General features: G+C 66.4%; 23 protein-coding genes. 11 read left to right on the forward strand and 12 right to left on the reverse strand.

The genetic code is table 11. The features are described 5' to 3' along the window. Nucleotides 1–11: 11 nt before the first annotated feature. The 3 genes from ACETPF_RS15330 (at nucleotide 12) to ACETPF_RS15340 (ending at nucleotide 1,864) form a co-directional block, all read left to right on the forward strand. Nucleotides 12–707, forward strand: a complete 696-nt coding sequence (locus ACETPF_RS15330) for a glutathione S-transferase family protein (protein ID WP_373935419.1) — start codon at nucleotides 12–14, stop codon at nucleotides 705–707. Nucleotides 708–798: 91 nt separating this feature from the next. Then, a complete protein-coding gene (locus ACETPF_RS15335) occupies nucleotides 799–1,089 on the forward strand; it encodes a hypothetical protein (RefSeq protein WP_373935420.1) in 291 nt (96 codons plus the stop codon). Nucleotides 1,090–1,201: 112 nt separating this feature from the next. Beyond that, nucleotides 1,202–1,864, forward strand: a complete 663-nt coding sequence (locus ACETPF_RS15340) for an SDR family oxidoreductase (protein ID WP_373935421.1) — start codon at nucleotides 1,202–1,204, stop codon at nucleotides 1,862–1,864. Nucleotides 1,865–1,903: 39 nt separating this feature from the next. Here ACETPF_RS15340 and ACETPF_RS15345 read toward each other — a convergent pair whose 3' ends face one another. Beyond that, the gene (locus tag ACETPF_RS15345; RefSeq protein ID WP_373935422.1) at nucleotides 1,904–2,659 is read right to left on the reverse strand and encodes an alpha/beta fold hydrolase; all 756 of its coding nucleotides are present in this window, start codon (nucleotides 2,657–2,659) and stop codon (nucleotides 1,904–1,906) included. 55 nt (nucleotides 2,660–2,714) lie between these two features. Next, the gene (locus ACETPF_RS15350) at nucleotides 2,715–3,554 is read right to left on the reverse strand and encodes an SDR family oxidoreductase (protein WP_373935423.1); all 840 of its coding nucleotides are present in this window, start codon (nucleotides 3,552–3,554) and stop codon (nucleotides 2,715–2,717) included. Between the two features lie 135 nt (nucleotides 3,555–3,689). Here ACETPF_RS15350 and ACETPF_RS15355 point away from each other — a divergent pair, with 135 nt between their 5' ends. Continuing rightward, entirely contained in the window at nucleotides 3,690–4,577 is an 888-nt protein-coding gene (locus ACETPF_RS15355) for an MBL fold metallo-hydrolase (protein ID WP_373935424.1), read from the forward strand. Between the two features lie 28 nt (nucleotides 4,578–4,605). Here ACETPF_RS15355 and ACETPF_RS15360 read toward each other — a convergent pair whose 3' ends face one another. Beyond that, nucleotides 4,606–5,685, reverse strand: a complete 1,080-nt coding sequence (locus ACETPF_RS15360; protein ID WP_373935425.1) for an alpha/beta fold hydrolase — start codon at nucleotides 5,683–5,685, stop codon at nucleotides 4,606–4,608. 252 nt (nucleotides 5,686–5,937) lie between these two features. Between ACETPF_RS15360 and ACETPF_RS15365 the strand changes: the two genes are divergently transcribed. Beyond that, a complete protein-coding gene (locus tag ACETPF_RS15365) occupies nucleotides 5,938–6,453 on the forward strand; it encodes a TetR/AcrR family transcriptional regulator (RefSeq protein ID WP_373935426.1) in 516 nt (171 codons plus the stop codon). Nucleotides 6,454–6,543: 90 nt separating this feature from the next. On the opposite strand, the gene ACETPF_RS15370 is transcribed toward ACETPF_RS15365, so the two are convergent. The 7 genes from ACETPF_RS15370 to ACETPF_RS15400 all read right to left on the reverse strand — a co-directional run bounded on the left by ACETPF_RS15370 (nucleotide 6,544) and on the right by ACETPF_RS15400 (nucleotide 13,086). Continuing rightward, entirely contained in the window at nucleotides 6,544–7,386 is an 843-nt protein-coding gene (locus ACETPF_RS15370) for an NAD(P)-dependent oxidoreductase (protein WP_373935427.1), read from the reverse strand. Beyond that, nucleotides 7,350–8,105 (reverse strand): SDR family NAD(P)-dependent oxidoreductase, encoded by a 756-nt coding sequence (locus tag ACETPF_RS15375; RefSeq protein WP_373935428.1) that lies wholly within the window; start codon nucleotides 8,103–8,105, stop codon nucleotides 7,350–7,352. The genes ACETPF_RS15370 and ACETPF_RS15375 overlap by 37 nt, the downstream gene beginning before the upstream one ends. A 106-nt stretch (nucleotides 8,106–8,211) precedes the next feature. Further along, nucleotides 8,212–9,450: a CaiB/BaiF CoA transferase family protein gene (locus ACETPF_RS15380; protein ID WP_373935429.1), complete on the reverse strand. Its 1,239-nt coding sequence runs from the start codon at nucleotides 9,448–9,450 to the stop codon at nucleotides 8,212–8,214. Between the two features lie 203 nt (nucleotides 9,451–9,653). After that, the gene (locus ACETPF_RS15385) at nucleotides 9,654–10,547 is read right to left on the reverse strand and encodes an SDR family NAD(P)-dependent oxidoreductase (protein WP_373935430.1); all 894 of its coding nucleotides are present in this window, start codon (nucleotides 10,545–10,547) and stop codon (nucleotides 9,654–9,656) included. Next, on the reverse strand, nucleotides 10,537–11,397 hold the full coding sequence (locus ACETPF_RS15390; RefSeq protein ID WP_373935431.1) for a TauD/TfdA dioxygenase family protein: 861 nt from the start codon (nucleotides 11,395–11,397) through the stop codon (nucleotides 10,537–10,539). The genes ACETPF_RS15385 and ACETPF_RS15390 overlap by 11 nt, the downstream gene beginning before the upstream one ends. Nucleotides 11,398–11,515: 118 nt before the next feature. Continuing rightward, nucleotides 11,516–12,688 (reverse strand): thiolase family protein, encoded by a 1,173-nt coding sequence (locus ACETPF_RS15395; protein ID WP_373935432.1) that lies wholly within the window; start codon nucleotides 12,686–12,688, stop codon nucleotides 11,516–11,518. Further along, the gene (locus tag ACETPF_RS15400) at nucleotides 12,685–13,086 is read right to left on the reverse strand and encodes a Zn-ribbon domain-containing OB-fold protein (protein ID WP_373935433.1); all 402 of its coding nucleotides are present in this window, start codon (nucleotides 13,084–13,086) and stop codon (nucleotides 12,685–12,687) included. Before ACETPF_RS15400 ends, ACETPF_RS15395 begins: the two co-directional genes overlap by 4 nt. Nucleotides 13,087–13,454: 368 nt before the next feature. Between ACETPF_RS15400 and ACETPF_RS15405 the strand changes: the two genes are divergently transcribed. The 6 genes from ACETPF_RS15405 (at nucleotide 13,455) to ACETPF_RS15430 (ending at nucleotide 19,154) form a co-directional block, all read left to right on the forward strand. Further along, nucleotides 13,455–14,930 (forward strand): aldehyde dehydrogenase family protein, encoded by a 1,476-nt coding sequence (locus tag ACETPF_RS15405; protein ID WP_373935434.1) that lies wholly within the window; start codon nucleotides 13,455–13,457, stop codon nucleotides 14,928–14,930. A 19-nt stretch (nucleotides 14,931–14,949) separates the two neighbouring features. Then, nucleotides 14,950–15,855, forward strand: coding sequence for an alpha/beta fold hydrolase (locus tag ACETPF_RS15410; protein WP_373935435.1), 906 nt, complete (start codon nucleotides 14,950–14,952; stop codon nucleotides 15,853–15,855). Continuing rightward, nucleotides 15,852–16,046: a ferredoxin gene (locus ACETPF_RS15415; RefSeq protein ID WP_373935436.1), complete on the forward strand. Its 195-nt coding sequence runs from the start codon at nucleotides 15,852–15,854 to the stop codon at nucleotides 16,044–16,046. The genes ACETPF_RS15410 and ACETPF_RS15415 overlap by 4 nt, the downstream gene beginning before the upstream one ends. A 36-nt stretch (nucleotides 16,047–16,082) precedes the next feature. Beyond that, nucleotides 16,083–16,544, forward strand: coding sequence for a VOC family protein (locus ACETPF_RS15420; protein ID WP_373935437.1), 462 nt, complete (start codon nucleotides 16,083–16,085; stop codon nucleotides 16,542–16,544). Between the two features lie 57 nt (nucleotides 16,545–16,601). Next, entirely contained in the window at nucleotides 16,602–17,393 is a 792-nt protein-coding gene (locus tag ACETPF_RS15425; RefSeq protein WP_373935438.1) for an enoyl-CoA hydratase/isomerase family protein, read from the forward strand. Nucleotides 17,394–17,486: 93 nt separating this feature from the next. Continuing rightward, a complete protein-coding gene (locus tag ACETPF_RS15430) occupies nucleotides 17,487–19,154 on the forward strand; it encodes an MFS transporter (RefSeq protein WP_373935439.1) in 1,668 nt (555 codons plus the stop codon). A 114-nt stretch (nucleotides 19,155–19,268) separates the two neighbouring features. Here the strand turns inward: ACETPF_RS15430 and ACETPF_RS15435 are convergent, their stop codons facing one another. Both ACETPF_RS15435 and ACETPF_RS15440 read right to left on the reverse strand, forming a co-directional pair. Further along, entirely contained in the window at nucleotides 19,269–20,591 is a 1,323-nt protein-coding gene (locus ACETPF_RS15435) for an acyl-CoA dehydrogenase family protein (RefSeq protein ID WP_373935440.1), read from the reverse strand. 93 nt (nucleotides 20,592–20,684) lie between these two features. Next, nucleotides 20,685–21,872: a CoA transferase gene (locus tag ACETPF_RS15440; RefSeq protein WP_373935441.1), complete on the reverse strand. Its 1,188-nt coding sequence runs from the start codon at nucleotides 21,870–21,872 to the stop codon at nucleotides 20,685–20,687. Between the last annotated feature and the right edge of the window lie 16 nt (nucleotides 21,873–21,888).

A 21,888-nucleotide genomic window follows, 5' to 3' on the forward strand; every position in this document is an offset into this window, starting at 1 on the left:
GTGGAGCGCCGATGATTACCCTCTATGGGATGAGCAGTCCCAACGTCATCAAGGTTTTCCTTATGCTTGAGGAGATCGGCGAGGACTATAGGTTCGAACGCCGCGACGTGATCCTGAACGAACAGTTCAGCGAAGATTTTCTGTCGCTCAACCCCAATGCCAAGGTTCCGGTGATTGTGGACGACAGCCCGGCCGAAGGCCCGCTGACGCTCTGCGAATCCGGCGCAATCCTGTTCTATCTGGCGGAAAAGGCAGGGGCGTTCCTGCCTCCTGCCGGGGCCGCGCGCTATCATGTGATGCAGTGGGTCATGTTCCAGATGGCCGGGGTCGGCCCGATGTTCGGTCAGGCCATCCACTTCCGTGACCGCCCGTCCGGCAATGCCTATGCCGAAGCGCGCTACAAGCGGGAACTGGAGCGTCTGTGCGGCGTGATCGAAGGTGAGCTGGCCAAGCGGCCCTATATTGCGGGGGCGACGTACAGCATTGCCGATATGGCGCTGTTCCCCTGGATGCGGACCTGCACCCGCTATTTCCCCGATGTCGCATTTGGCCCGGCGACGCGCCGGTGGTTTGACGAGATCGTGCAGCGGCCCGCCACTGTGCGCGCGCTGGAGGTGGTCGCCGGCCTGTCGAGCATGGACGCGAACAGCATGAAGACGGCTTCACCCGAACAGATTATCCGTTATTACGGACGTCCGCGCGATTGATGGAGCGGGGCCATATGCCAGGCCAGCCTGGTTGCCCTGCGCCGCCGCTGTGCCGATAAAAGGCTCTACGAGGGATAAGAGGAGAAGTTGAATGAAGCCAGGAACCCGCCTGAAGAGTGCGGCAGACGATACCGAGGTGATGGTCATCCGCGTCGGCAGCGGCACGATTGAGTGCGGCGGTGCCCCGATGGGCGAAGCCAAGCCCGCTGAAGCGGCCCCCCTGTCGGCGGACTATTCGGGCGGCACCATGATGGGCAAGCGGTATGTCGATGCGGCCGGTACCTTCGAACTGCTGTGCGTGAAGCCGGGCAAGGGTTCGCTGGCGGTTGATGGCGTGGTGCTCACCATCAAGGAAGCCAAGCCGCTCCCCGCCTCCGACTGACCAGTTCGCCTGAGCCAGGCGCGCAGGGCGGCGGTGGGCACCTGAGTGCGCGCGCGTGCGTGACCGCGGCAGACGGATGCCCGCTTGCTATCTAGACTGAGGAGTATGAGCGATGTCGAAACCCGTGGTAGTCACCGGAGCGGCCGGATTTCTGGGTGGCGCCGTTGCGCGTCATCTCACGGCGTTGGGCCATGCGGTGGTCGGCATCGATCTGGCGGGTGAAGCGCCGGGTTTTGACGGCGTCTTTGTCGGTGGAGTCGATCTGACCGACAGCGCCGCAACCGCCGCTGCCTTTGCCGGTCCCGCAACGGCCGGCGGCATTGCCGGGCTGGCGAGCATCGCCGGCGGCTTTCGCTGGGAAACCGTGATGGACGGTAGCCCCGATTCCTGGGACTTCCTCTATCGCATCAATGTGCGCACCGCGCTGAACGCGGCGCGCGCGGCGGTGCCCTTGCTGGGCGACGGCGCGGGGATCGTCAATGTCGGTGCCGCGGCGACGCTGAAGGCGGGCATGGGCATGGGCGCCTATACCGCCAGCAAGTCGGGCGTGGCCCGGTTGACCGAAGCCCTGGCCGAAGAGCTGAAGGGCCGGGTCCGGGTCAACGCGGTGTTGCCCTCGATCATCGACACGCCGGTCAACCGCGCCGACATGGGTGAGGGCGATGCGCCGAAGTGGGTCCGCCCGCAGGAACTGGCCGAGGTGATCGCCTTCCTGCTGTCCGACGCCGCCTCGGCGGTCACCGGCGCGTGCATTCCGGTGACCGGACGGGTCTGATCCTGCGTCCCTGACCTGAGGCGGGGACGCCGGGAGCCTTCAGCCCGCGCGACGCGCTTCGACGATGAGGATTTCGGCAAGCGAATGCGGGCGGCTGTTCATGCCCTGATGGCCGGAATCTATATAGACCAGGCGCTCGGCATGCACCCGCTCGGCGAAGCGTTCCTGCCAGCTCACCGGCAGAATCCTGTCGCCCAGCGCCACGATGTAGGTTGCCGGAACATGGCGGGCCGCATCATATGCCCAACTTGACCAGGAGTCGCCGCAGGCTGCGGGCCAGTTGTCCGTGAACAACCGCGCCATGAAGCGGTCGGCCATCGCGGGGTCCATGTCGTTGCAGAAGGCGCTGCGGAAGAGGTCCGCCGGCGGAGTCGTGACCGGATCGAGAGGCCAGCCCACTTCGTTCTCGGCGGTGCCGTGCACGCCGCGCCCCATCATCTGCTGGATTGTCTGGCCCTGACTGGGCGCTGCGCAGGTGTAGTAGGCCACACGGGCAAAACGGTCCGGCGGCGCCGCCGCCACCAGACCAGGCAGCAGCGTGCCGGCCATGGAATGGCCGACCAGCAGCGCATCGCGTACATCGCCCGCATCCAGCTCGGCGGACAGTTCCGCGATCACCTCCGGCGTGCTGAGCCCGGTGGTATCGCGGTCACGCTTCGTGCCGCAGCCGGGCACATCGAGCGCGAATATCCGGCCGGCGTCGGCCCCGGCCTGGACACGGATCGCCGCTACGGTTTCATCCCAGATCCAACCTCCCTGGCCGCCGCCGTGAACCAGCACGATGTCTCTCAACATGTTCTCATCCTCTCCTCTTCTGCCACGGCCGCGCCGGCCGTTCCGGCAGCAAAAATCAGGCGCTTCTCTCCTGCAGGGTGCCCACCAGGCCGCCATCGACCAGAATGTCGGTCCCGGATATGAACGAGGCACGGTCCGACGCCAGAAACTCGACGACGTTGGCAATCTCCAGCAGGGTGCCTTCACGCTGCAGCGGCGTCGCGCGGAGCAGGTCATGCTTCACCGGCTGGCGCTCAAACTCGATCGCTCCCATCGGCGTCGCGATCATGCCGGGAGACAGGGAGACGATCCGGGCGCCCCGGCTGCCCCAGGCAAACGCCTCGCGCCGGCACATGCGGTTGAGGGCCGCCTTGGAAAGCTGGTAGGCCAGGGTCGGCGTGATCGGCTCCTCCAGCGCGGCTTCGATCGCGGCAAGGAAGTCCGGCGCGAGCGGATCGTCGATCAGGCGCTGGACCGCCGCGCTCCACGGCTTCAGATGCCCGCCCATCGAGGAAATGAAGATGGCGCAGGAGCCGGGACGCGCCTGTTCCCGGAACCCCTGCTCCACCCGGCGGGCGCCCTGCAGGTTGACCGCCATGATCTGGCGGAAATCGCCCATGCTGGGCGATAGCCCGACCACATGCGCCACGACTCTGGCCGATCCCAGTTCGGCCGCCCGCGCAACCAGCGCATCCACGTCGGCCCCGATGGTGACGTCACAACGCGCCGTCTGCACATCGAAGCCCTCGATCCGTAAGGCGGCCGAATGCTGCGCCAGCACATCCTCATCGCGATCCGCCAGCAGCAGCCGGCAGGATTGGCCCAGCCGGCGGGCAACGGCGATGCCCATGCCGCCTGCCCCGACCACTACGGCAAGCGGCAGGTCAGGCCGTTCGCTCGATCCAATTTTGTGCATGGCCTCTCTCCTAAGCCGCTTCGCAGGTGACAGCAGTCGTCTGCATTAACGGGGGGAGTGTAACAGGCAAGGGGTGGTCGCTTGACCCGCTTTGGTCCCCGGTCCTAATCTGGCGGTAGCAAGAGAGGGCAGACGATGTTCGCAGAAAAAGCTGTGCTGACGGCGCAGGTGGGTGACGCCGAAATCGCACGGGTCGAGGAAATGCGGCAGCAACTGCCCATGGCTGCGCTGACCCAGGACCGGGCTTTCCTCGCCGCGAACGCATCCTGGCTGGCCCCCTATTTCGATATGGAGCGCGACAGCTTTGAACTGGTCTTCCAGACTTGGCTGCTGCGTGTCGGGGGCAGGACGATCGTGATCGACCCGTGTAACGGCAACGGACGCGAGCGCCCGGTCCTGCCGGCCTTCCATCGGCTCGACACGCCCTTCCTGGAGCAGTTTGAAGCCACCGGCGTCCGGCCCGAGGATGTCGATTACGTCTTCTGCACGCATCTCCATTGCGATCATTGCGGATGGAACACCCGGCTGAGCGGCGGCCGTTGGGTGCCGACCTTCCCAAAGGCCCGCTACCTGTTCGTGCGGCGTGAGGCGGAGCGATGGGATCCGGCGCGCCCCGACCATTGCTCCGTGGACTATAATGTCGGTGTCTTTGAAGACAGTGTGCGCCCGGTGATTGAGGCAGGGCTGGCCGATCTGGTGCCGGACCGTCATCCGATCCTGCCGGGGCTGACGATTGAGCCCGCTTATGGGCACACGGCCGGCCATTCACTGCTGCACCTCGAATCCCGCGGCGAAGAGGCCTATTTCACCGGCGACGCCTTTCACCACCCGTTGCAGGTCCTGCGTCCCGGTCTGCATCTGGAAGGATGCGACGATCGGGCGGCAGCCATCGCGACCCGCGAATATCTGTGCCGGACCATTGCCGAACGTGCGGCCCTGATGATTCCGGCGCATTTTGCCGGCCCGCACTGCGGCCGGATCGTCTCCGAAGGCAGCGGGTTCCGGTTCGAGGGGCAGGGCTGACCGGGGCGGAGGCCGGTACCCCACCCAGCTATTGGCGACGCTGGCCAAGCTTGGCTCCCCGCGCCGCGCGCACCCATTCTGCCCAGCTATCGATCCGTTCCCAGAACAGTTCGCGGGTGCTGGCAAAGTTGTGCATGTGCCCCATTCGCGGACAGACGAACACGTCGATCGCCGGTGAGGAGAAATAGGCCTTCGGCTCGTCCTTCGCCTCGCGCGAAACGTCGCGTTCCCCGTATGCGGCGAGCACCGGGACGCGGATGGCGGCGGCTTCCGGCGCGATGATTCCGGGCGTCAGGGTGGCCGGCGCGACCGGATTGGGGAATGTGAACGAGTGCCATGGCGCGGGCTGATGCCCCGCATGCGCATCGCCCTGGAGATGGCCGGGCCGGTTGAAGTGGGCCAGATCTGCCACTGCGACCTCGTCCGGCACATCGTCATAATGGAAATTGCGCATCATGCGATCGCCGATGCCATCGCCCGGCGTGCTGTTGGCCTGGCTGACAGCCACGGCATCGGGATTGAGGAGTGTCAGCGGGTCCGACAGCAGCGTGTCGCGCCCGAACCAGGGCATCCTGCTCGGGTCCGCGCGATGGTGGTAGGGGCTGGTATGAATGGCGCTGTAGCCCAGCACGCCAACGCCGTCATAGCAATGGTGGCGGCCCTGCTGGACAATGGTCATGCACCCGCCCATCGATTGGCCGATGCCAAGCCGTACGGTGTCGTGGACGGCTGGGAAGCCATCCGCCAGCGTGCCCTCGGCCAGGCGGCGGATGATTTCACTTTCGGCAGCCTGGGCTGTCCGTGCCAGTCGCACGAAATCCAGCGTCGCGCCGGGATGCAGGCTCGACGCGCCAACGCCCAGGTGATCGACCGAGACGAATATCCACCCCCGCGCGGCGTGCCAACCCGCTTCGGCCCCAGTCCCCGGCCCGGGCAGATCGTGCGTGTAATAGCCGCGCGAATAGCCGCCCCCCGGCTTGGCAAAGCACAGAAACGGCACTGGCGGCATCCGGGCGGGATCGGGCAGGGTGATGGTAACGGCAATATGCGCGGGCTCGCCCAGCCCGGCAGCATCGGTCACGTCAATCCGTTGCTCCAATTCCTGCATGTTGGCCTCTCCGTTGCATTATGTTCTGGTTGACCGACGTCGCCGCCGAGCGGGACGTGCGGTTGCTTTAGACCTCGTCGCAATCTTGATAACCGCACCATGCTGCGCGATTGCTGCAGCACCCGGTGCGGCTCGCGACTGCGGAAGGCCGGACCACCTAGCGATAATGGAGCGACCACCCATATGTCAACAGTCGCAGACATATCTCCGAAGCTACCGCGCAAGCGGAACGCCGTGGAGGCCAGGTCGCGCTTGCTGGCCGCGGCGCAGCAGTTCTTTTCGACAAATGGTTATGCCGCGACCGGAGTGCGTGAGCTGGCGGCCGGAGCCGGGCTGGATGCCGCCCTGGTCAGCCGTTATTTCGGATCGAAAGAGGGTCTGTTTCGGGCCGCTCTGATCGAGTCGCTCGATATTGAACATATGCTGGACACGCCGCGCGAACGATTCGGCGTGCATGTGGTGGCCTATTTCCTGGACCGTGACCGTGGTGCGCCCAATCCGCTGCGGATGATGCTGCTCGCGGCAACCGATCCGGGCGCGCGCGCAATTGCCCTGGCGACTCTGGAGGAGCGTGTGATCCGGCCACTGGCGGCATGGATCGGCGGCACGGACGGGATGGAGCGGGCGGCACGCATATCCATGCTGTGCAGCGGGTTCTTCACCTATTGGAAGCTGCTGCCGCTCGACGTGTTCGCTGCCGGGGTCGATGTCGGAACCCGGCGCTGGCTGGAACAGGCCCTGCAGGGCGCACTGGAGGGATCGGCTTGATCGGCGACGGTCACGCAAACAGGCGATAGCTGCCATCCACGCTGATCATCTGCCCATTGACATATGCGGCATCACGTGCCCGCCGGTGAATCACACCGGCGCACTACGGTCGGCGCGCAGGAAGTCGGCGGCGGTTTGCGACAGGAGGCCCACTTCGGGAACATCCGGCAGGATCGCCTCGAGCAGCGCCATGTCCTTGCGCAGCCGATCAGCGCCAAGGGCAAAATCCTGCGGCGCCGACAGGCCCGCCGCCAGTTCGAACCCATAGCTTCGCCCACTGGATGCCGCGATGATCGGCACCAGGCTGGCCTTGTCGATGCCCAGCGCCTGCGCCGCCCGCAATACCGCCCAGGCGGCGCCCAGATGTGCGGACAAAAGCGCGTTGTTGAGGATTTTCGCCTGCTGCCCAGCTCCCGCGCCGCCCAGCAGGACGATCAGCTTGCCGAAGCTCTCCAGCACCGGCAGCGCCTGCGCGAAGGCTTCGGGAGTACCGCCGCACATGACCGTCAGTTCGCCCCTGGCGGCAACGACTCCGCCGCCACTGACCGGCGCATCGATCAGGCGCAGTCCGCGCGCGTGGCACTGTGCTTCGAGTGCGATCACTGTGGCGGGCAGGACGGTGGCGTGGATCGCCAATATGGCCCCCGGCGCCATTGACGGAAGCAACTGGTCCGCGATCTCCATCACGTCGCTGTCATCGACAACGCACAGGCCGATGTGCCGACAGGCCGCGCCAAGCTCGGCCAGGCTGGCCGCGACGGCAGCACCCTCTGCGCGATAGGGCATCGCCGCGTCCGGCCGCCGCGCCCACACCATCAGGGGCATTCCCGCTGCCAGGATCCGCATGGCCATCGGGCCGCCTTGCGAACCCAGGCCGACGAATCCGATGGCATCCGTCATCCCGCGGTAATGCCCGCGTCGATTGTCAGACATGCGCCGTGGTAGGATCGGCCGGCGGGCGAGGCCAGCATGGCGATGATCTCGGCCACATCGTCCAGCTCGACCATCCCGCGCAGGGGATAGAAGCGGCTCATCAGCTCGCGATCGGGGTTGGTCGGCAGGGTCATCGTCTTCGAAATGTCGGTGTTCATGCCCCCGGGCGCCACGGCGTTGATGCGGATCGGCTGGCGCATATATTCCATCGCCAGCGCCTTGGTCATCTGCACGACCCCTGCCTTGGTGGCACAATAGGCGGCGCAATACGCCTCGCCGATATAGGCGGCCGTGGAGGCGCAGTTGACGATCGCTCCGTTGGTTTCGAGCAGGTGGGGAATCGCCGCCTGGGAGAGGTACCATGGCGCGTGAAGGTTGATCGCCATGGTCAGCTCGAAATCGCGCCGCGGCATGTCAGTGGAATGCCACATGCGGATGATGCCGGCGATGTTGCACAGCGCGTCTAGGCGACCGGTGTTGGTCACCGCCGCCTGGACCGCGCCAATGCAGGCATCGGGATCGGCCAGGTTGGCGACATGCTCGACCACGTCCGCGCCGGGAATCAGGGCTGCGGTCGCGGCCAGTCCGGCAGCATCCACGTCGACCAGCACCAGCCGCGCCCCGGCCTCGGCCAGGCGGAGCGCGGTGGCCCGACCCAGACCCGCTGCCGCACCCGTGACCAGCGCGACCTTGCCGCTCATGTCGATGACCTGTGCCAAGCCTTCACTCTCCCATGTTTGTGACCGCGCTCCGTTAAGGCAGTCGCGCCCGATCCGTGCCCGATCAAGGATGGCGTGCCCGGGGCGTTCCGCCCCGGGCTCCGGCTCACGCGATGGCGTTCTTTGCCTTTAGGGCTTCGATCCGATCCCAGTCGAGCCCCATTTCCATGAGGACCTGTTCGGTATGCTCGCTGGCTTCGGGGCCGCGAACATTTTGCGCGGCCACGCCGTCGAACTGGACGGGATTGGCGACCAGCCGGATCGGTGCGCCGCCATCGGCCGATTCGACTTCGTAGATCATGCCGTTGGCCAGGACCTGCGGGTCCTGCGCGACCTCCTCCGGCGTCTGGAAGGTGGCCCATTGCCCCTTCAGCGTCTTGAGCCGCTCGTTCCAGTAGCTGAGTGGCTGCGATGCGAACGCCTCGACAACGTAGGGCACGCACTGCTCGCAATTGGCCATCAGCGCCTCGACCGTCGAGAAACGCTCGTCCTCCATCAGGTGAGCAAGGCCCAGATGTTCGAAGGTATCCTGCATGTAAGGCCCCGGCTGGAGCACGGCCATGTTGATGACGCGCCTATCCTTGGTGGCATAGAAACCCATGAACGGGTTCTGGCTGCCCGCCACCACCTTGCCGTTCTCCGGCAGTGGGCTGACAAAGGGCGACGTGCCCAGTTCCATCGCCACATCGGTTGCCATCGCGGTGGCCCAGACACCCGATGAAAGCAGCGAGATATCCACCTCGGTCGCCTCGCCGGTGCGCTCCCGGTGGAACAGCGCCGCCGAGATGCCGCCGGCGATGAACATGGCGCCGATGGTGTCGCCATAGGCCGGCCCGGGCATGCCCAGAGGCCCGTCCAGTTCCTTCGGCGTGACCAGCATCGCCGAACCGCCGCGCGCCCAGAACGCGCTCGAATCGAAGCCGCCGTTCTCGCGCTCCGGCCCCTTGTTGCCCAGTGCGGACCCGCGTGCGTAGATGATGTTCGGGTTGACCTTACGGATGTGCTCCACGTCGATCTTCAGCTTCTGCCGCGCGGCGGGCAGGAAGTTGGTGAGGAAGACATCGCAGGTGGCGGCCAGCTCGTAGAGCACCTCCAGCCCTTCCTCGGTGCCGATGTCGATGCCCACGCTCTTCTTGCCGCGATTAGGGTGGTGCATGAAGGTGGCCCGCTGCGGGTTCACCGTCCAGCTCTGCAACACCTTCAGCCCGCGCTGCGCGTCACCGCGCACGGGGTGTTCGATCTTGAACACTTCCGCGCCCCAGTCGGTCAGCACGCCGCCCGCCGCGGGGACGAACGTGAACTGCGCGACCTCAAGGACACGAATGCCTTTCATTACAAGCGTCATGATAACTGTCCTCCCGATGGCCGGTCCGCCGGGGTGGGCAAACAGGCCGAATGAATGATTTTTGCGCAGTCCTGGCGCCTGCGAACCGGTTCGATCCGCGGTAGTTGAGCAGCATAATGTGACAGTTTGTCAAGTCTCGGCGCGCGGCAGTTCCTGTTTTGTGTGGGCGACGGTGCCGGTGCGGGGCACATGCGGGCGGGGCGTCACGCGCCCATGCCGGGGTCGAAGTCCTCGGTAAGGGTCCAGGCCCCGGCACGATTGCGCATCCACCCGGACGAGGCGGAGGTGCCCCCGTCTATCGGCAGGACGATGCCGGTGATGTAGGCCGACAGGGCACTGGCCAGGAACACCGCGGCATCGCCACATTCCTCCGCCACGCCCTCGCGGCCCAGGGGAATGATCCGCAGCAGTCCATCCACTTCCGCGGCCGAACGCTCGCGCCAGGTGGACGGATCGACCGGGCCGGTGCGGTTGCCCATGACGCCGGGGGTCAGCGTGTGATCCGGTGCCAGCGCGTTGACGCGGATGCCGTGCCCGCCCAGTTCGAGCGCCATTGACCGGGTGAAGCTTTCCATCCCGGCCTTGCACGCCGCGTAGACCGCGAAATTGGGCGCGGCGCGAACCGCCTCGATGCTGCTGACGTTGATGATCGATCCGCCCCGTCCGCCACGGATCATGATCGGCACTGCGGCGGCGGTGGCGGCGAACAGGCTGATCAGGTTCAGGTCGATGTGGCGCCGCCAGGTTCGCTCGCTTTGCTCAAGGAAGGCGCGGTGCGCAGTGCCGCCGACATTGTTGACCAGAATGTCGAGGGCACCGAAGCGATGATCCGCCTCGGCCACCAGCGCGCGCACCTGATCGCTGTCCATGGCATCCATGGTGACGGCGTTGCCGCCATCCGCCGTGATTGTGGCGGCCGTTTCCGCCGCCCGCTCCGCGACGACCTCGCCGATGACCACGCGCGCTCCGGCCCGGGCCAGCCCGATGGCGATGCCTCGGCCGATCCCGCCGCCGCCGCCCGTGACGACGGCGGTCCGCCCATCCAGCATCATCTTTGTTTGCAACGCCTCGTGCATCGGTCCGGCCTTATGCGGCACGCGCGACCAGGGACGCGGGATGGGGAATATCGCGGGTGCTGATCCGATAGATCAGCCGCCGTTCGCCGTCCCGGTCGCTGTAGCGGGTTGGGGTGGCCGAATGCAGAACCGCGAAATTGTCCCAGATCAGCAGGCCCCGGGTGCGCGCCGCACCTTCGGCGCGAAAACGTTCGGCGGTGGCGTGAAGCTTGATGGTCCGCAGCAGATCCAGCGATTCTTGCTCGCCCATCCCGACGATGCTGATCGCCGAACCCGCCGGTGCATAGAGCAGTTTCTCGCCGGTGACCGGATGATGTTGTACCAGCCGGTGATAGACCGGCGGCAGCGACGGGACGTTGGCCCGCCCGCGGTACTCGCCTTCCAGCATCAGGCGCTTGTCGCCTTTCCCGTGCTGCACCACCAGATGCTCGATCCGCGCCTGCAGGTCGGGGTCAAGCGCGGCATAGGCCGCGACCATGTCGCAGAACAGCGTCTCGTTGCCCTGGTCCGGGGCCTCCGCCGCATACAAAATGGTGATGCTGGCAGAAGGGTTCTCGTAGGACCCGTCCGAATGCCAGTGCAGCGCGAAATCCCGGTTCTCCGGGATGGTGTCCGGGCTGTTGGTGATGACGATCAGTTCGGGCTTGCCGCCGTCGCGCTGGGCAGGATCGAAGAAGATGATCGGTCGGCCGAACTGCCGGGCGACCTCGATATAATGGTCCTGGTCCATGTCCTGGTCAGGGATCATCACGAAGCGATGCCGGTACAGGCACTGCAGTATGGCGGTGGCTGTGGCCTCCGACAATCCACCAGACAGGTCCAACCCCGTGATGGTGGCTCCGAAGCCCCGCTCCATTGGCAAGCATTCCATGGCTCTCTCCCTAGTGGCCGAGCGTAGCCCGGCTGGACGGTTTTACAAACCGATTGTCGTTCATGCTCAGCGACGTGGCCAGGCGTTGCAACTTCGCCAGTGCAAGGTGCCGGGCCGGTCAGTCCCGGGTCAGCAGGATCGCACCGCCCGGCGCGCCCCCGCCGGTCGAAACGATCGCGACCTGGGCATCGCGCACTTGGCGTGCCACGCCTTCGCCACGCAACTGCACGCAGGCTTCGTGCAGGAAAGTATAGCCCTGCAGCCGCCCGCCCGACAACTGGCCGCCGTGCGTGTTCAGCGGCAACTCACCGTCGAGCGCGATCCGGCTGCCGCCCTCGACGAACCGTCCGCCTTCGCCGATCGGGCAGAACCCCAGCGCCTCCAGCCAGCTCAGGCAATTGAAGGTAAAGCCGTCGTACAACTCGGCCACATCGACATCGGCGGGCTTGAGGTCGGTGCGTTCCCACAGGGATTGCGCCGGGCCGCGGGTCAGCACAAGCTGGTCGAGCGAGCCGTTGTCCCAGCTCAGCGGCTCGACGATGCGGGTGCCGAACGCCTCGATTCGCAAGGGGGGTGAGCGCGTATCGCGTGCCGCGTCGGCCGCCGACACGATCACGGCAACCGCCCCGTCGCAGGGCACGTCGCAATCGTACAGTCCGAACGGGGTGGAGATCATGCGGGCCGACAGATAATCGTCCAGCGTGATCGGATCGCGGTAGATGGCAGACGGATTGAGGGCGGCATTGGCGCGCGCGTTGACCGCGATCGCCCCCAGTTGCTCACGCGTGGTGCCATAGCGCCGCATGTGCAGATTGGCGTACATGCCGATCCAGTTCGCTGCCGAAAAGGCGCCGAACGGCACCATCCACTGGAATTCGTCCGCGATCGCGGGCGCGTGCCCGCCGTCGGCCATCTGGCGCTGCTGCGCGGTCGATTCCCAGGTGCAGCGAAAGACGATCACATGGCGTGCCAGTCCTGCCGCCACCGCCATGGCGGCCTCCACCAGTGCCCCGGTCTGGCCGGCGAACTCGTGCCCGGAGTTGAACCAGCGCGGGTGGACGCGCAGCACCCGCTCGACATCCGCGATGCCTGCCCCCGAATAGCCGTTGAGGGTAAGGGGACCGGGGTGGCACGACAGCCCGTCGATGTCGCCGCGTTCCAGCCCCGCATCGGCCATCGCGGCAAGACAGGCGTCGATCGCCAGCCCGACGGGATTGACGCCGAGCCGGCGCCCGATCCGGGATTGCCCAATGCCGGTGATGCGCACCTTGTCCTCGAACTTGTCGATCATGCGCGCACCGGCTCGAACAAGGGAAGATGGACAGGACCCTGCGGCTCGAAAACCACCTGCACAGGCATATCGAACGTCACATCAGCCGGATTGCAATTCACGATCCGGGTGGTCAGCCGCACATAAGGGGCCTCTTCGATCTCCACGATCGCGATGGCATAGGGCGCGGGAAACTCAGGATGCCACTGGTGCAGGTTGATGGTGAAGGTCGCGACCTTTGCCCGCCCCGACACCGCAACGATGTCCAGCGTCGCGGCCAGGCATTGCGGGCAGCGCGGCTGCGGCGGGTGGACATAAGTGCTACACGCCGCGCATTTCTGGAAACACAGCCTGCCCTCGGCGCCGGATGTCCAGAAGAACTCGGTTTCGGGGGTGATTGCCGGATAGGGCTTGGTCATGCCCGCCCTCGCTGCGCGGGTGGCCGTTGGCAGTGCCGGGTCAGGTCCGTACCCGCAGCACGCAAGGATGATGTAGCTTCCGGCACGTCCGATCCCTCCTCCCCACTCTTTGTCCGGCGGCGGAGCTATCAGGCCGCCGCACCGTAGCTTGAGATTGACCGAAAGCTGACGTGATGTCAAAAAGCTTCCGCGTCAACGTGCCGACAATCCGCGCGTACCCTGATGCGCCTTGGTCGCCCGACCGAAACCGGACATGTGCAAGCGTGTCACGCAGAGTGCCTGTGCTGCCGCAGTTGGTGGTGCCCGGTAAGAACTTGGAATGACGCAGCCGGAGACAAGGCGGCGTGCATGGTTGAGAGGAAGCTGCAATGGATCTCGTTAAGAATCTTGATTCGCTCTACATCGATGGCGAATGGGCCGCGGCGGATGAGCGCGATGCGGTGATCAATCCGGCGGACGAAACCGTGCTGGGGGAGGCGCCGGTCGGTGACGCGAAGCATGTGGAGGCGGCGCTCGCAGCGGCGCATGCCGCGTTCCATAACGGGCCGTGGCCGCATCTGTCGGCCGTGGAGCGCCAGGCCAAGCTGACCCAGTTTCTCGATGCGATCGATCGGCGTTCGGGCGAGATCATCGATCTGATCGTGGCCGAAGCCGGGTCGACCCGGGGTCTTGCCCAGTTCCTGCAATATGGCGTGCCGATGAAGCATGCGCGTACCACGCTGGAATTGATGACGCGGCCCGCGCAGACCAGCCTGCCGATCGACCTGACGCCGGCGGCGGATGGTTCGACGGTGCTGGGCGTGAGCGTCCTCTCGCGCGAGCCGGTGGGTGTTGTCTCCGCGATCACGCCGTACAATTTCCCCTTCTTCCTGAACGTGGGCAAGATCATTCCGGCGATGGCGGTCGGCTGTACCGTGGTGCTGAAGCCTTCGCCCTTCACCCCGTTCGAGGCCCTGATCCTGGGGCAGATCGCCGAAGAGGTCGGGCTGCCGCGCGGTGTGCTGAACATCGTTACCGGCGGCGCCGATGTGGGCGCGGCGCTGACCACGGACAAGCGCGTGGACCTGATTTCGTTCACCGGCTCCGACAAGGTCGGGGCGGCAATCCAGGCGCAGGCCGCGCCGACGCTTAAGCGCGTGCTGCTCGAACTGGGGGGCAAGTCGGCGCTGATCGTGCGGGCGGATGCGGATATCGCGCAAGCGGCCGCGGCCGGTGTGATGGGCTTTACCGCGCACTGCGGCCAGGGTTGCGCACTGACCACGCGGCACTTGGTCCACAATTCGATCAAGGACCAGTATATCGCCGCTGTCACGCAGATCGTCGCGGGCATGAAGATCGGAAATCCCAGCGATCCGTCGGTCGCCCTGGGGCCGCTGATCCGCGAGCAGGCGCGTGCGCGCAGCGAAAGCTATGTCGACATCGCCCGGTCGGAAGGGGCGCGGCTGGTGATCGGCGGCAAGCGTCCGGCGGGTCTGGACAAGGGGTTCTACTATGAGCCCACGCTGTTCGACGATGTCGATAATTCCCACCGCATTGCCCAGGAAGAGGTCTTCGGGCCGATCGGGGTGGTGATCGGGTTCGACAGCGACGAGGAAGCGATCCGGATCGCAAACGATAGCGACTTCGGCCTGGGCGGCGGGATCTTTTCGCGCGACGCGGGCAAGGCCTATGAAATGGCACTGGCCATGCGAGTTGGTGGCGTGTCCATCAACGGCGGCTGCGGCACGATGTCGAGTCATGCCCCGTTCGGCGGGATCAAGCGGTCGGGCTACGGCCGCGAATATGGCATCGAGGGCCTGAACGAGTTTACCTACATGAAGACCATCGGTTTCCACGCTGCCTGAGGCGGATCGGACCAAGGTCATGGACGATGGAATTGCCGCCGGCGGGCCGGGGCAGGGGGCGCTTTCTGCCTGGCTGCATGACGCCTGGAACCAGCCGGCGGAGGTCCATGCGGTCGAGTTGGAGGGCGCCACGGTGCGGTATCGCGCCTGGGGCCTCGACCGGGCTGACCGGCCGGGCATGATCCTGGCGCACGGGGTGCTCGCCCATGCCCGCTGGTGGGACCATATCGCCCCGCGCTTTACCGACCGCTTTCGTGTGGTGGCGCCCGATTTATCGGGCATGGGCGACAGCGGGCGGCGGGCGGCCTATTCGCGCCCGCAATATGCCCGCGAACTGGTCGCGGTGGCCCGCGATGCCGGATTGCGGGACATCGTCGTCGTTGCCCACAGCTTCGGCGCCACGCCCGGGCTCTACGCCGCGATAACCGCGCCCGACCTGTTCCAGCGGGTTATCGCCCTGGACGCCAGGGTGTTCCACGATCATACGGGCCGGGATTTGCCGAACCGTCAGGAGCGGACCTATGCCTCTTTCGAAGAGGCGCTTTCGCGGTACCGGCTGATCCCGCCCAGCACCGGCCTCCATCCCGAAATCCTGGACTATGTCGCGCGGCATTCGGTGCTCCGCGACGAAGACGGGCGCTGGAAGTGGAAGTTCGATCCCGCCACGATCGAGCCGGTCGACCGGCTGGAAATGATCCGGGAAATGGCCTTTCGCCGGATCCCGGTCGATCTGGTCCACGGCGGTGCCAGCGCCTTCGTCGGTCCGGCGGAGATCGCGAACTTCCGTCACCACATGCCGGCCTGCGGGGCGCCGGTAGAGGTGCCGCTGGCCAATCACCACATCATGCTCGAACAACCGGCCGCTCTGGTCGGTGCGCTCAACGGGTTGCTCTCGCGACCGCATCCTGAAAGGATATCCTCATGAAGATTCGAGTCATTCCCGGCCGCTGTTCTGGGCACGCGCGCTGCGCCGCGGTGGCGCCCGATGTCTACCGCCTCGATGATGACGGCTATATCGCGATCACCGAGGAAACAGTCGCTCCCGCGCTTGAGGCCAGCGCGGCCCGGGGTGCCAGGGCCTGCCCGGAACGCGCGATCGAAATCGTTGAGGACTAGGCCGCGCCCGGTCCAGGCCCCCGCAGGAGAGATAGGATGCCCCGGCTGGAACACTGGAATGTCCGCACCTTCGATCTGGCGGCAACTATCGCCTTCTATGAGGAGGTGGTCGGGCTGCGCTCGGGACCATTCCCGGGTAAACCCGGCGCCGGTGCCTGGCTGTATGACGATGCCGATGTGCCCGTGGTCCACGTCGTACGGCTCGATCCGATGCAGCGTGATCGGGAAATTGCCCGGATTACGGCCAGGATGGGGGAATTGGCCGGGACCATCGATCTGGACTATGCCGGTTCGGGCGTGGTGGATCATGTGGCCTTTGCCTGCGATGATTTCGCCGCCATGCATGCGCGCCTAACGCAACGCGCGGTGCCGCACCGGATCGTCGAGTTTCCCCACCTTGGCCTGACCCAGATATTGGTGAACGATCCTAATGGGGTCACGCTGGAATTGAACTTCCGCGTTCCTGAGGCGGCCGGAACACGGCCACTGGTGGCTTGACTCAGGCGCGAGCGATCCCCACCGTTGTGCCGTGTCTTTCCAATCCGCAGGATGCCGATGAAGACGTATCAACCGGAATCGTTTGAAACCATTCGTTATGAGAAGGGCGCGGACCGCGTATTGACGCTCACGCTCGACCGGCCGCAGCGGATGAACAGTTTCAACCAGCGCATGCTCGACGAGGTGCGATCCGCCTGGCACCTGTTCCAGCACGATCCCGACCTGCGCGCCGCAGTGGTCGCGGCGGCGGGCGACCGGGCGTTCTGCACGGGGGTCGATGTGGTGGAATCGATCGACGAGAGTCCCGACATGCCGTTCGACGAACGCGATCCGGGCGAATCCCTGGGACCGAAGCAAAATCTGGTGTGGAAGCCGGTGATCACGGCGGTCCAGGGCCTGTGCGCGGGCGGCGCCTTCTATCTGTTGAACGAAAGCGACATCATCATCTGTTCGCAGGATGCCCAGTTCTTCGATCCGCATGTCAGCTTCGGGCTGGTGTCCGCCTGCGAGCCGATCGGGGCCATGCATCGGATGCCCTATGGCGAGATCATCCGAATGGTGCTGATGGGCAATGACGAGCGGATCACGGCGGATACCGCGCTGCGTATCGGCCTGGTCTCCCAGGTCGTGCCGCGCGAGGAGCTGTTGTCGACCGCGCACGCGCTGGCCGCCAAGATCGCTGAAAAGCCGACCATCGCCACCCAGGGGACGGTGCGTGCCCTGTGGGAGGCACTCGACATGCCTTATCTGGCGGCGGTGCGGAACTCTTACAAATACACGCAGATCGGCAACCGCCTGTCGCGGCTCAAGCGTGAGGAGGTCGTCAAGGCGCCCTATACACTGCGCTGAACCGACGGCGCCCGTCGGCACGCGGCGGGCGCGCCCGTGGTTTGACCCGATCCGACGCCCGCCGACCTGCCTGCCGGAGCCGATCCCGAGCGCATGAACGATAGTCCTGCTTCCTCCCGCGTCCCGACCGCAGCCGCCGTGTCTCATGGCGTCCTGGCGCCGCTGCGTACGTCCCTGTTCCTGCGGATCTGGATTGCCAGCGTTCTTTCCAACCTGGGATTCCTGTTCCTGTCGGTGGGCACCGCGTGGGAGATGACCGCCCTGACCAAGGCGGCCGGGATGGTCGCCCTGGTGCAGACCGCGCTGATGCTGCCGATGACTTTGCTGTCGATCCCGGCCGGGGCGATCGCCGACATGTACGACCGGCGCAAGATCGCGCTGGCGGCGCTGGCGCTGTCGATGACTTCGTCGGCGACGTTGGCCATCCTGACGTTCATGGGTGAAGCGTCGCCGTGGATGCTGCTGGCCTTCTGCGCGCTGGCCGGCACCGGGATGACCCTGTTCAATCCCGCCTGGCAGGCATCGGTGGGCGAACAGGTGCCGCGGGAAATGCTGGGCCAGGCCGTCGCGCTCAATTCGATCAGCTTCAACATCGCCCGCAGCTTCGGACCGGCGCTGGGCGGGGTGATCCTGGCCATCGCCGGGGCGGGGATCACGTTTGCGTCCACTGCGGCGAGCTATCTGCCGATGTTCGGCGTGATGTATTTGTGGCGGCGCACCCCCGTCCCGTCGCGCCTGCCGCCCGAACGCATCGACCGGGCGGTCAGCGCGGGGGTCCGCTATGTGCTGCACTCGCCCCAGGTCAGGGTGGTGCTGGTGCGCACCTTCTGTTTCGGCTTCGGCGGGAGCGTCATCTCGGCGCTGCTGCCGCTCGTCACGCGCGACCTGCTGCACGGCAGCGCGGAGATATTTGGCCTGATGCTGGGTACCTACGGCGTGGGCGCGGTGGTCGGCGCGGTCGGTCTGAACCGGCTGCGCCATCTCCTGTCGGCGGAAGGTCTGATCCTGCTGTCGACCGCAGTGCTGGCCTGTGCCGTGGCGATCGTGGCGCTCAGCCCCAGCGTCGTGCTGAGTGGGGCGGCCCTGACGATCGCCGGCGCGGTATGGATGGTCGCGCTGACGGTGTGCAACGTCCAGATCCAGACCATGGCACCTCGTTGGGTGTCGGGACGGCTGATGGCGGCGTACCAGACCGCGATCGGTGGCGGCATGGCGGTTGGGAGCTGGTGCTGGGGCGGCGCGGCTCAGGCCTATTCGGTCGAGCTGTCGTTGCTGGCGGCAGCGGCCTTTCTGGCGGCCACCCTGATGCTGGGCCGGTTCATGCCGGTCCGCCCGGCCCCGGAGGTGGACCTGGAGCCGGTCAAGCTGTCCGACCCTGAGGTCAATCTTGCCCTGACCGGCCGCTCGGGTCCGATCATCGTTCAGTTGGACTATCGTGTGCCGGCAGAAGACGCGCGGGACTTCTACCGCATGATGCAGCAGGTCCGCTCCGTGCGACGCCGCAACGGCGGCTACGACTGGTCGCTGTCGCGCGATGTTGCCGATGCGGAATTGTGGGTTGAGCGATTCCAGTGTCCGACCTGGCACGACTATCTGCGCCAGCGCGACCGCAATACGCCGGACGAGCTGGAAGTCCAGATGCGCGCCCGCCGCTATTTGCGGAAGGGAACGGGTCCGCAAATCCGCCGCTTGCTGGAGCGTCCGTTCGGGTCGGTGCGGTGGGCCGAGGATGCGCCCGAGGTGCCCAATTCCAGCAACTAGAGTCTGATCGTCTTTGACTGAACCGCTCTGCGGTTTAGGCTCTCGATCATGGTCTGGAGCGCCAGGGCCGGATAGAACCGGCCCGGCGTCCTGGCGTCGCGATGGGCGACCCGATCAGTCGATCGCCATCAGTCGTCGATAGGTTTCGGCATCCACATCGTCGCGCTCGCCCCACATCGCCACGGCCTTGGCCCGCTGGTGCGGAATGAAATCCTCGGGGAACCGGCCTGGTGAACCAGGGATCGACTTCAGCACCGCGCGGCCTGCGAACATCTGGTGGATTTCGGTCGGACCGTCGGCCATGCCGAGGGCGAGGACCGAAGACCACATCCCCGCAAGCGGGGTCTGGTTGGAAAGCCCCAGCGAACCCAGCAGGTGCATCGCCTTGAACACGATATTGTGCGCAACCTGCGCGCAGGCGACCTTGCAGGCCGCGATCCAGGGCAGGGCTTCCTTTTCCATGTGATTGTCGAACATCCACGCCGTGCGCATCACCAGCAGGCGGAACTGTTCAAGCTCGATCCAGCACTGGCCGATATCGACCTGAACGAGTTGCTTGCGCGCCAGGGTTTCGCCCTTGGTCGTGCGGCTGTTGGCGCGGGCACCCATCATTTCAATGGCGCGGCGGCACATGCCGACGGTGCGCATCGCATGGTGGATCCGGCCGCCGCCAAGACGCGACTGGGCGACCATGAAGCCGCCGCCGCGCGGGCCGAGCAGCGCCTCTTTCGGCACGCGCACATTCTCGTAACGGACATGGGCGTGCGTGCCCTCCGGATAGGGTTCGCCCGGCAGGCCCGGGTTCGACAGGATCGTGATTCCGGGGGTGTCATGCGGCACAGCCAGGATCGACATGCGGTTATACACCGGCGCGTCGGGATCGGTCACCACCACCAGCAGGAAGAACTCGGCAAAGCGGGCGTTGGACGAGAACCACTTCTCTCCGTTGATCACCCACTCGTCGCCGACCAGTTCGGCCTTGCAGCGGAACTGCGTCGGGTCCGATCCGCCTTCGACCTCGGTCATCGAAAAGCAGGAGACGATCTCGTTCTCGAGCAGCGGCTTCAGATAGCGTTCTTTCTGCTCCGGCGTGCCGAAGCGTGCGAGAATCTCGGAATTGCCGCTGTCGGGCGCCTGGCACCCGAACACGGTCGGCCCCCACATCGTCCCGCCCAGGATTTCGTTGAGATGGAGCAGCTCCACCGCGCTCCAGCCCGGACCGCCCAGGTCAGGCGGCAGGTGCGCCCCCCACAGCCCCTGCGCGCGTACCTCCTGTTGCAACGGCCGCACGATTTTCATCGCGCGCTGGTCGCGCGGGTTCCACGGCGCGCCGGGGTCGGGGAAGAGGGCGTCCAGCGGCCGCACCTTTTCGATCGCAAACGTCCTGACCCACTCGAGCTTCTCCGCGAACTCGGGATTGAGCGTGAAGTCAATCATCCTGGCACACCTTTCCTCCGGCAGTATCGCTAGACATTTGTCTAATGAGCTTGCGGTTGTCCAGTGAAATCTGCGGCTGCCTCCCCTTCGGGATTAGCCCGGAGAGAAGGTGCGGCGCGCCCATTCTGTGCTGCTGCCCGCGGCCGGGGCCGGACCCGCCGCGGCCCGCACGGGGAGCATCGGCGCGCGGTCGCCTTCCGCCAAGGCCTGCCACCGGGCCAGCTCGGCCGCTTCGGGCCGGTACAGGGCAAGCGCATCCGCCACCACATCGACCATCGCCACGGAGACCAGCACTCCGCCGCCCGCACACCACGATGCCCAGCCGGCCAGTGCGGCGACGATCCCGGTCAGCGGGTCGGCCAGGGCATCGCCGGCGAACAGCGGCTCCCCCCAACCCTGTGCCATTGCCCAGGCCAGGCCCCCCGCGACCGCCACATCGTCGCCGAACCCCAGCCAGCCCGCCGCGTCGCCGTAACGCCCATAGGCAGTGAGCGACAGCCAGGTGGCCCCGCCCCGAGCCACGCTGTGTGCATCGATCCCGAGCTGGGCCAGTGCCCGCGGGCGGCTCGCCTCGATCACGATATCGGCGCGGGCCACCATGGCGCGCAACAGGTCCAGATCGCAGGGGTCGTGAAAGTCGAGCACGACCGAGCGTTTGCCCGCGTTGAGCAGGTCGAACAGCGTGCCGTCGCCGCCCCGCGCGCCATCGGGACGGTGTGCGCTCTCCACCTTGACGACATCGGCACCGGCCGCCGCCAGCAGGGCGCCCGCCAGCGGTCCCGCCCAGAGGGAGGACAGATCGATTACCAGCGGGCGCCCGGCAGCCGGCCGTGGCGGAGCGAGGCGCTCGATCCGGAAGGGGGGTGCGGGGGCGGTCGGTATCGCACATAGCGGGGCGATCGGCAGGCCCAGTTCGCGCCCCCGCGCGACGAGACCGGCCAGTGGCGCACCGGCCGCCACACGCTCGACCGCTGACCAGTCGGGCGCCACAGCGGTTTGGAACAATGCGGGCAGCGCCTCCCAATCGTCTGGCCGGGAAAGGTTGAGAGCCAGGCTGCCGTCGGCGGCGGTCAGCAGCCGGCAGGTGCCGTTGGCGGACATCCGCCCGCCCCGGCGCAGTCCGAGGCGGCGTGTCCGCTCGCCCAGCAACGCCGCGCCCGAGGGGGGCAGCGCCCCGCCCGGCGCAATCGCCCGCAATGCCGCCAGGGCCGCGTCGGCGGCGGCGGTTACGGCGGCGGGCAGCATTAGCGCGGGACCATCGGCGTGACCGGTAACCGCCATCAGGCCGGTCCTTCGC

Origin of the sequence: Sphingobium agrisoli, from assembly GCF_041877245.1 — a bacterium.
Classification (GTDB): Bacteria; Pseudomonadota; Alphaproteobacteria; order Sphingomonadales; family Sphingomonadaceae; genus Sphingobium.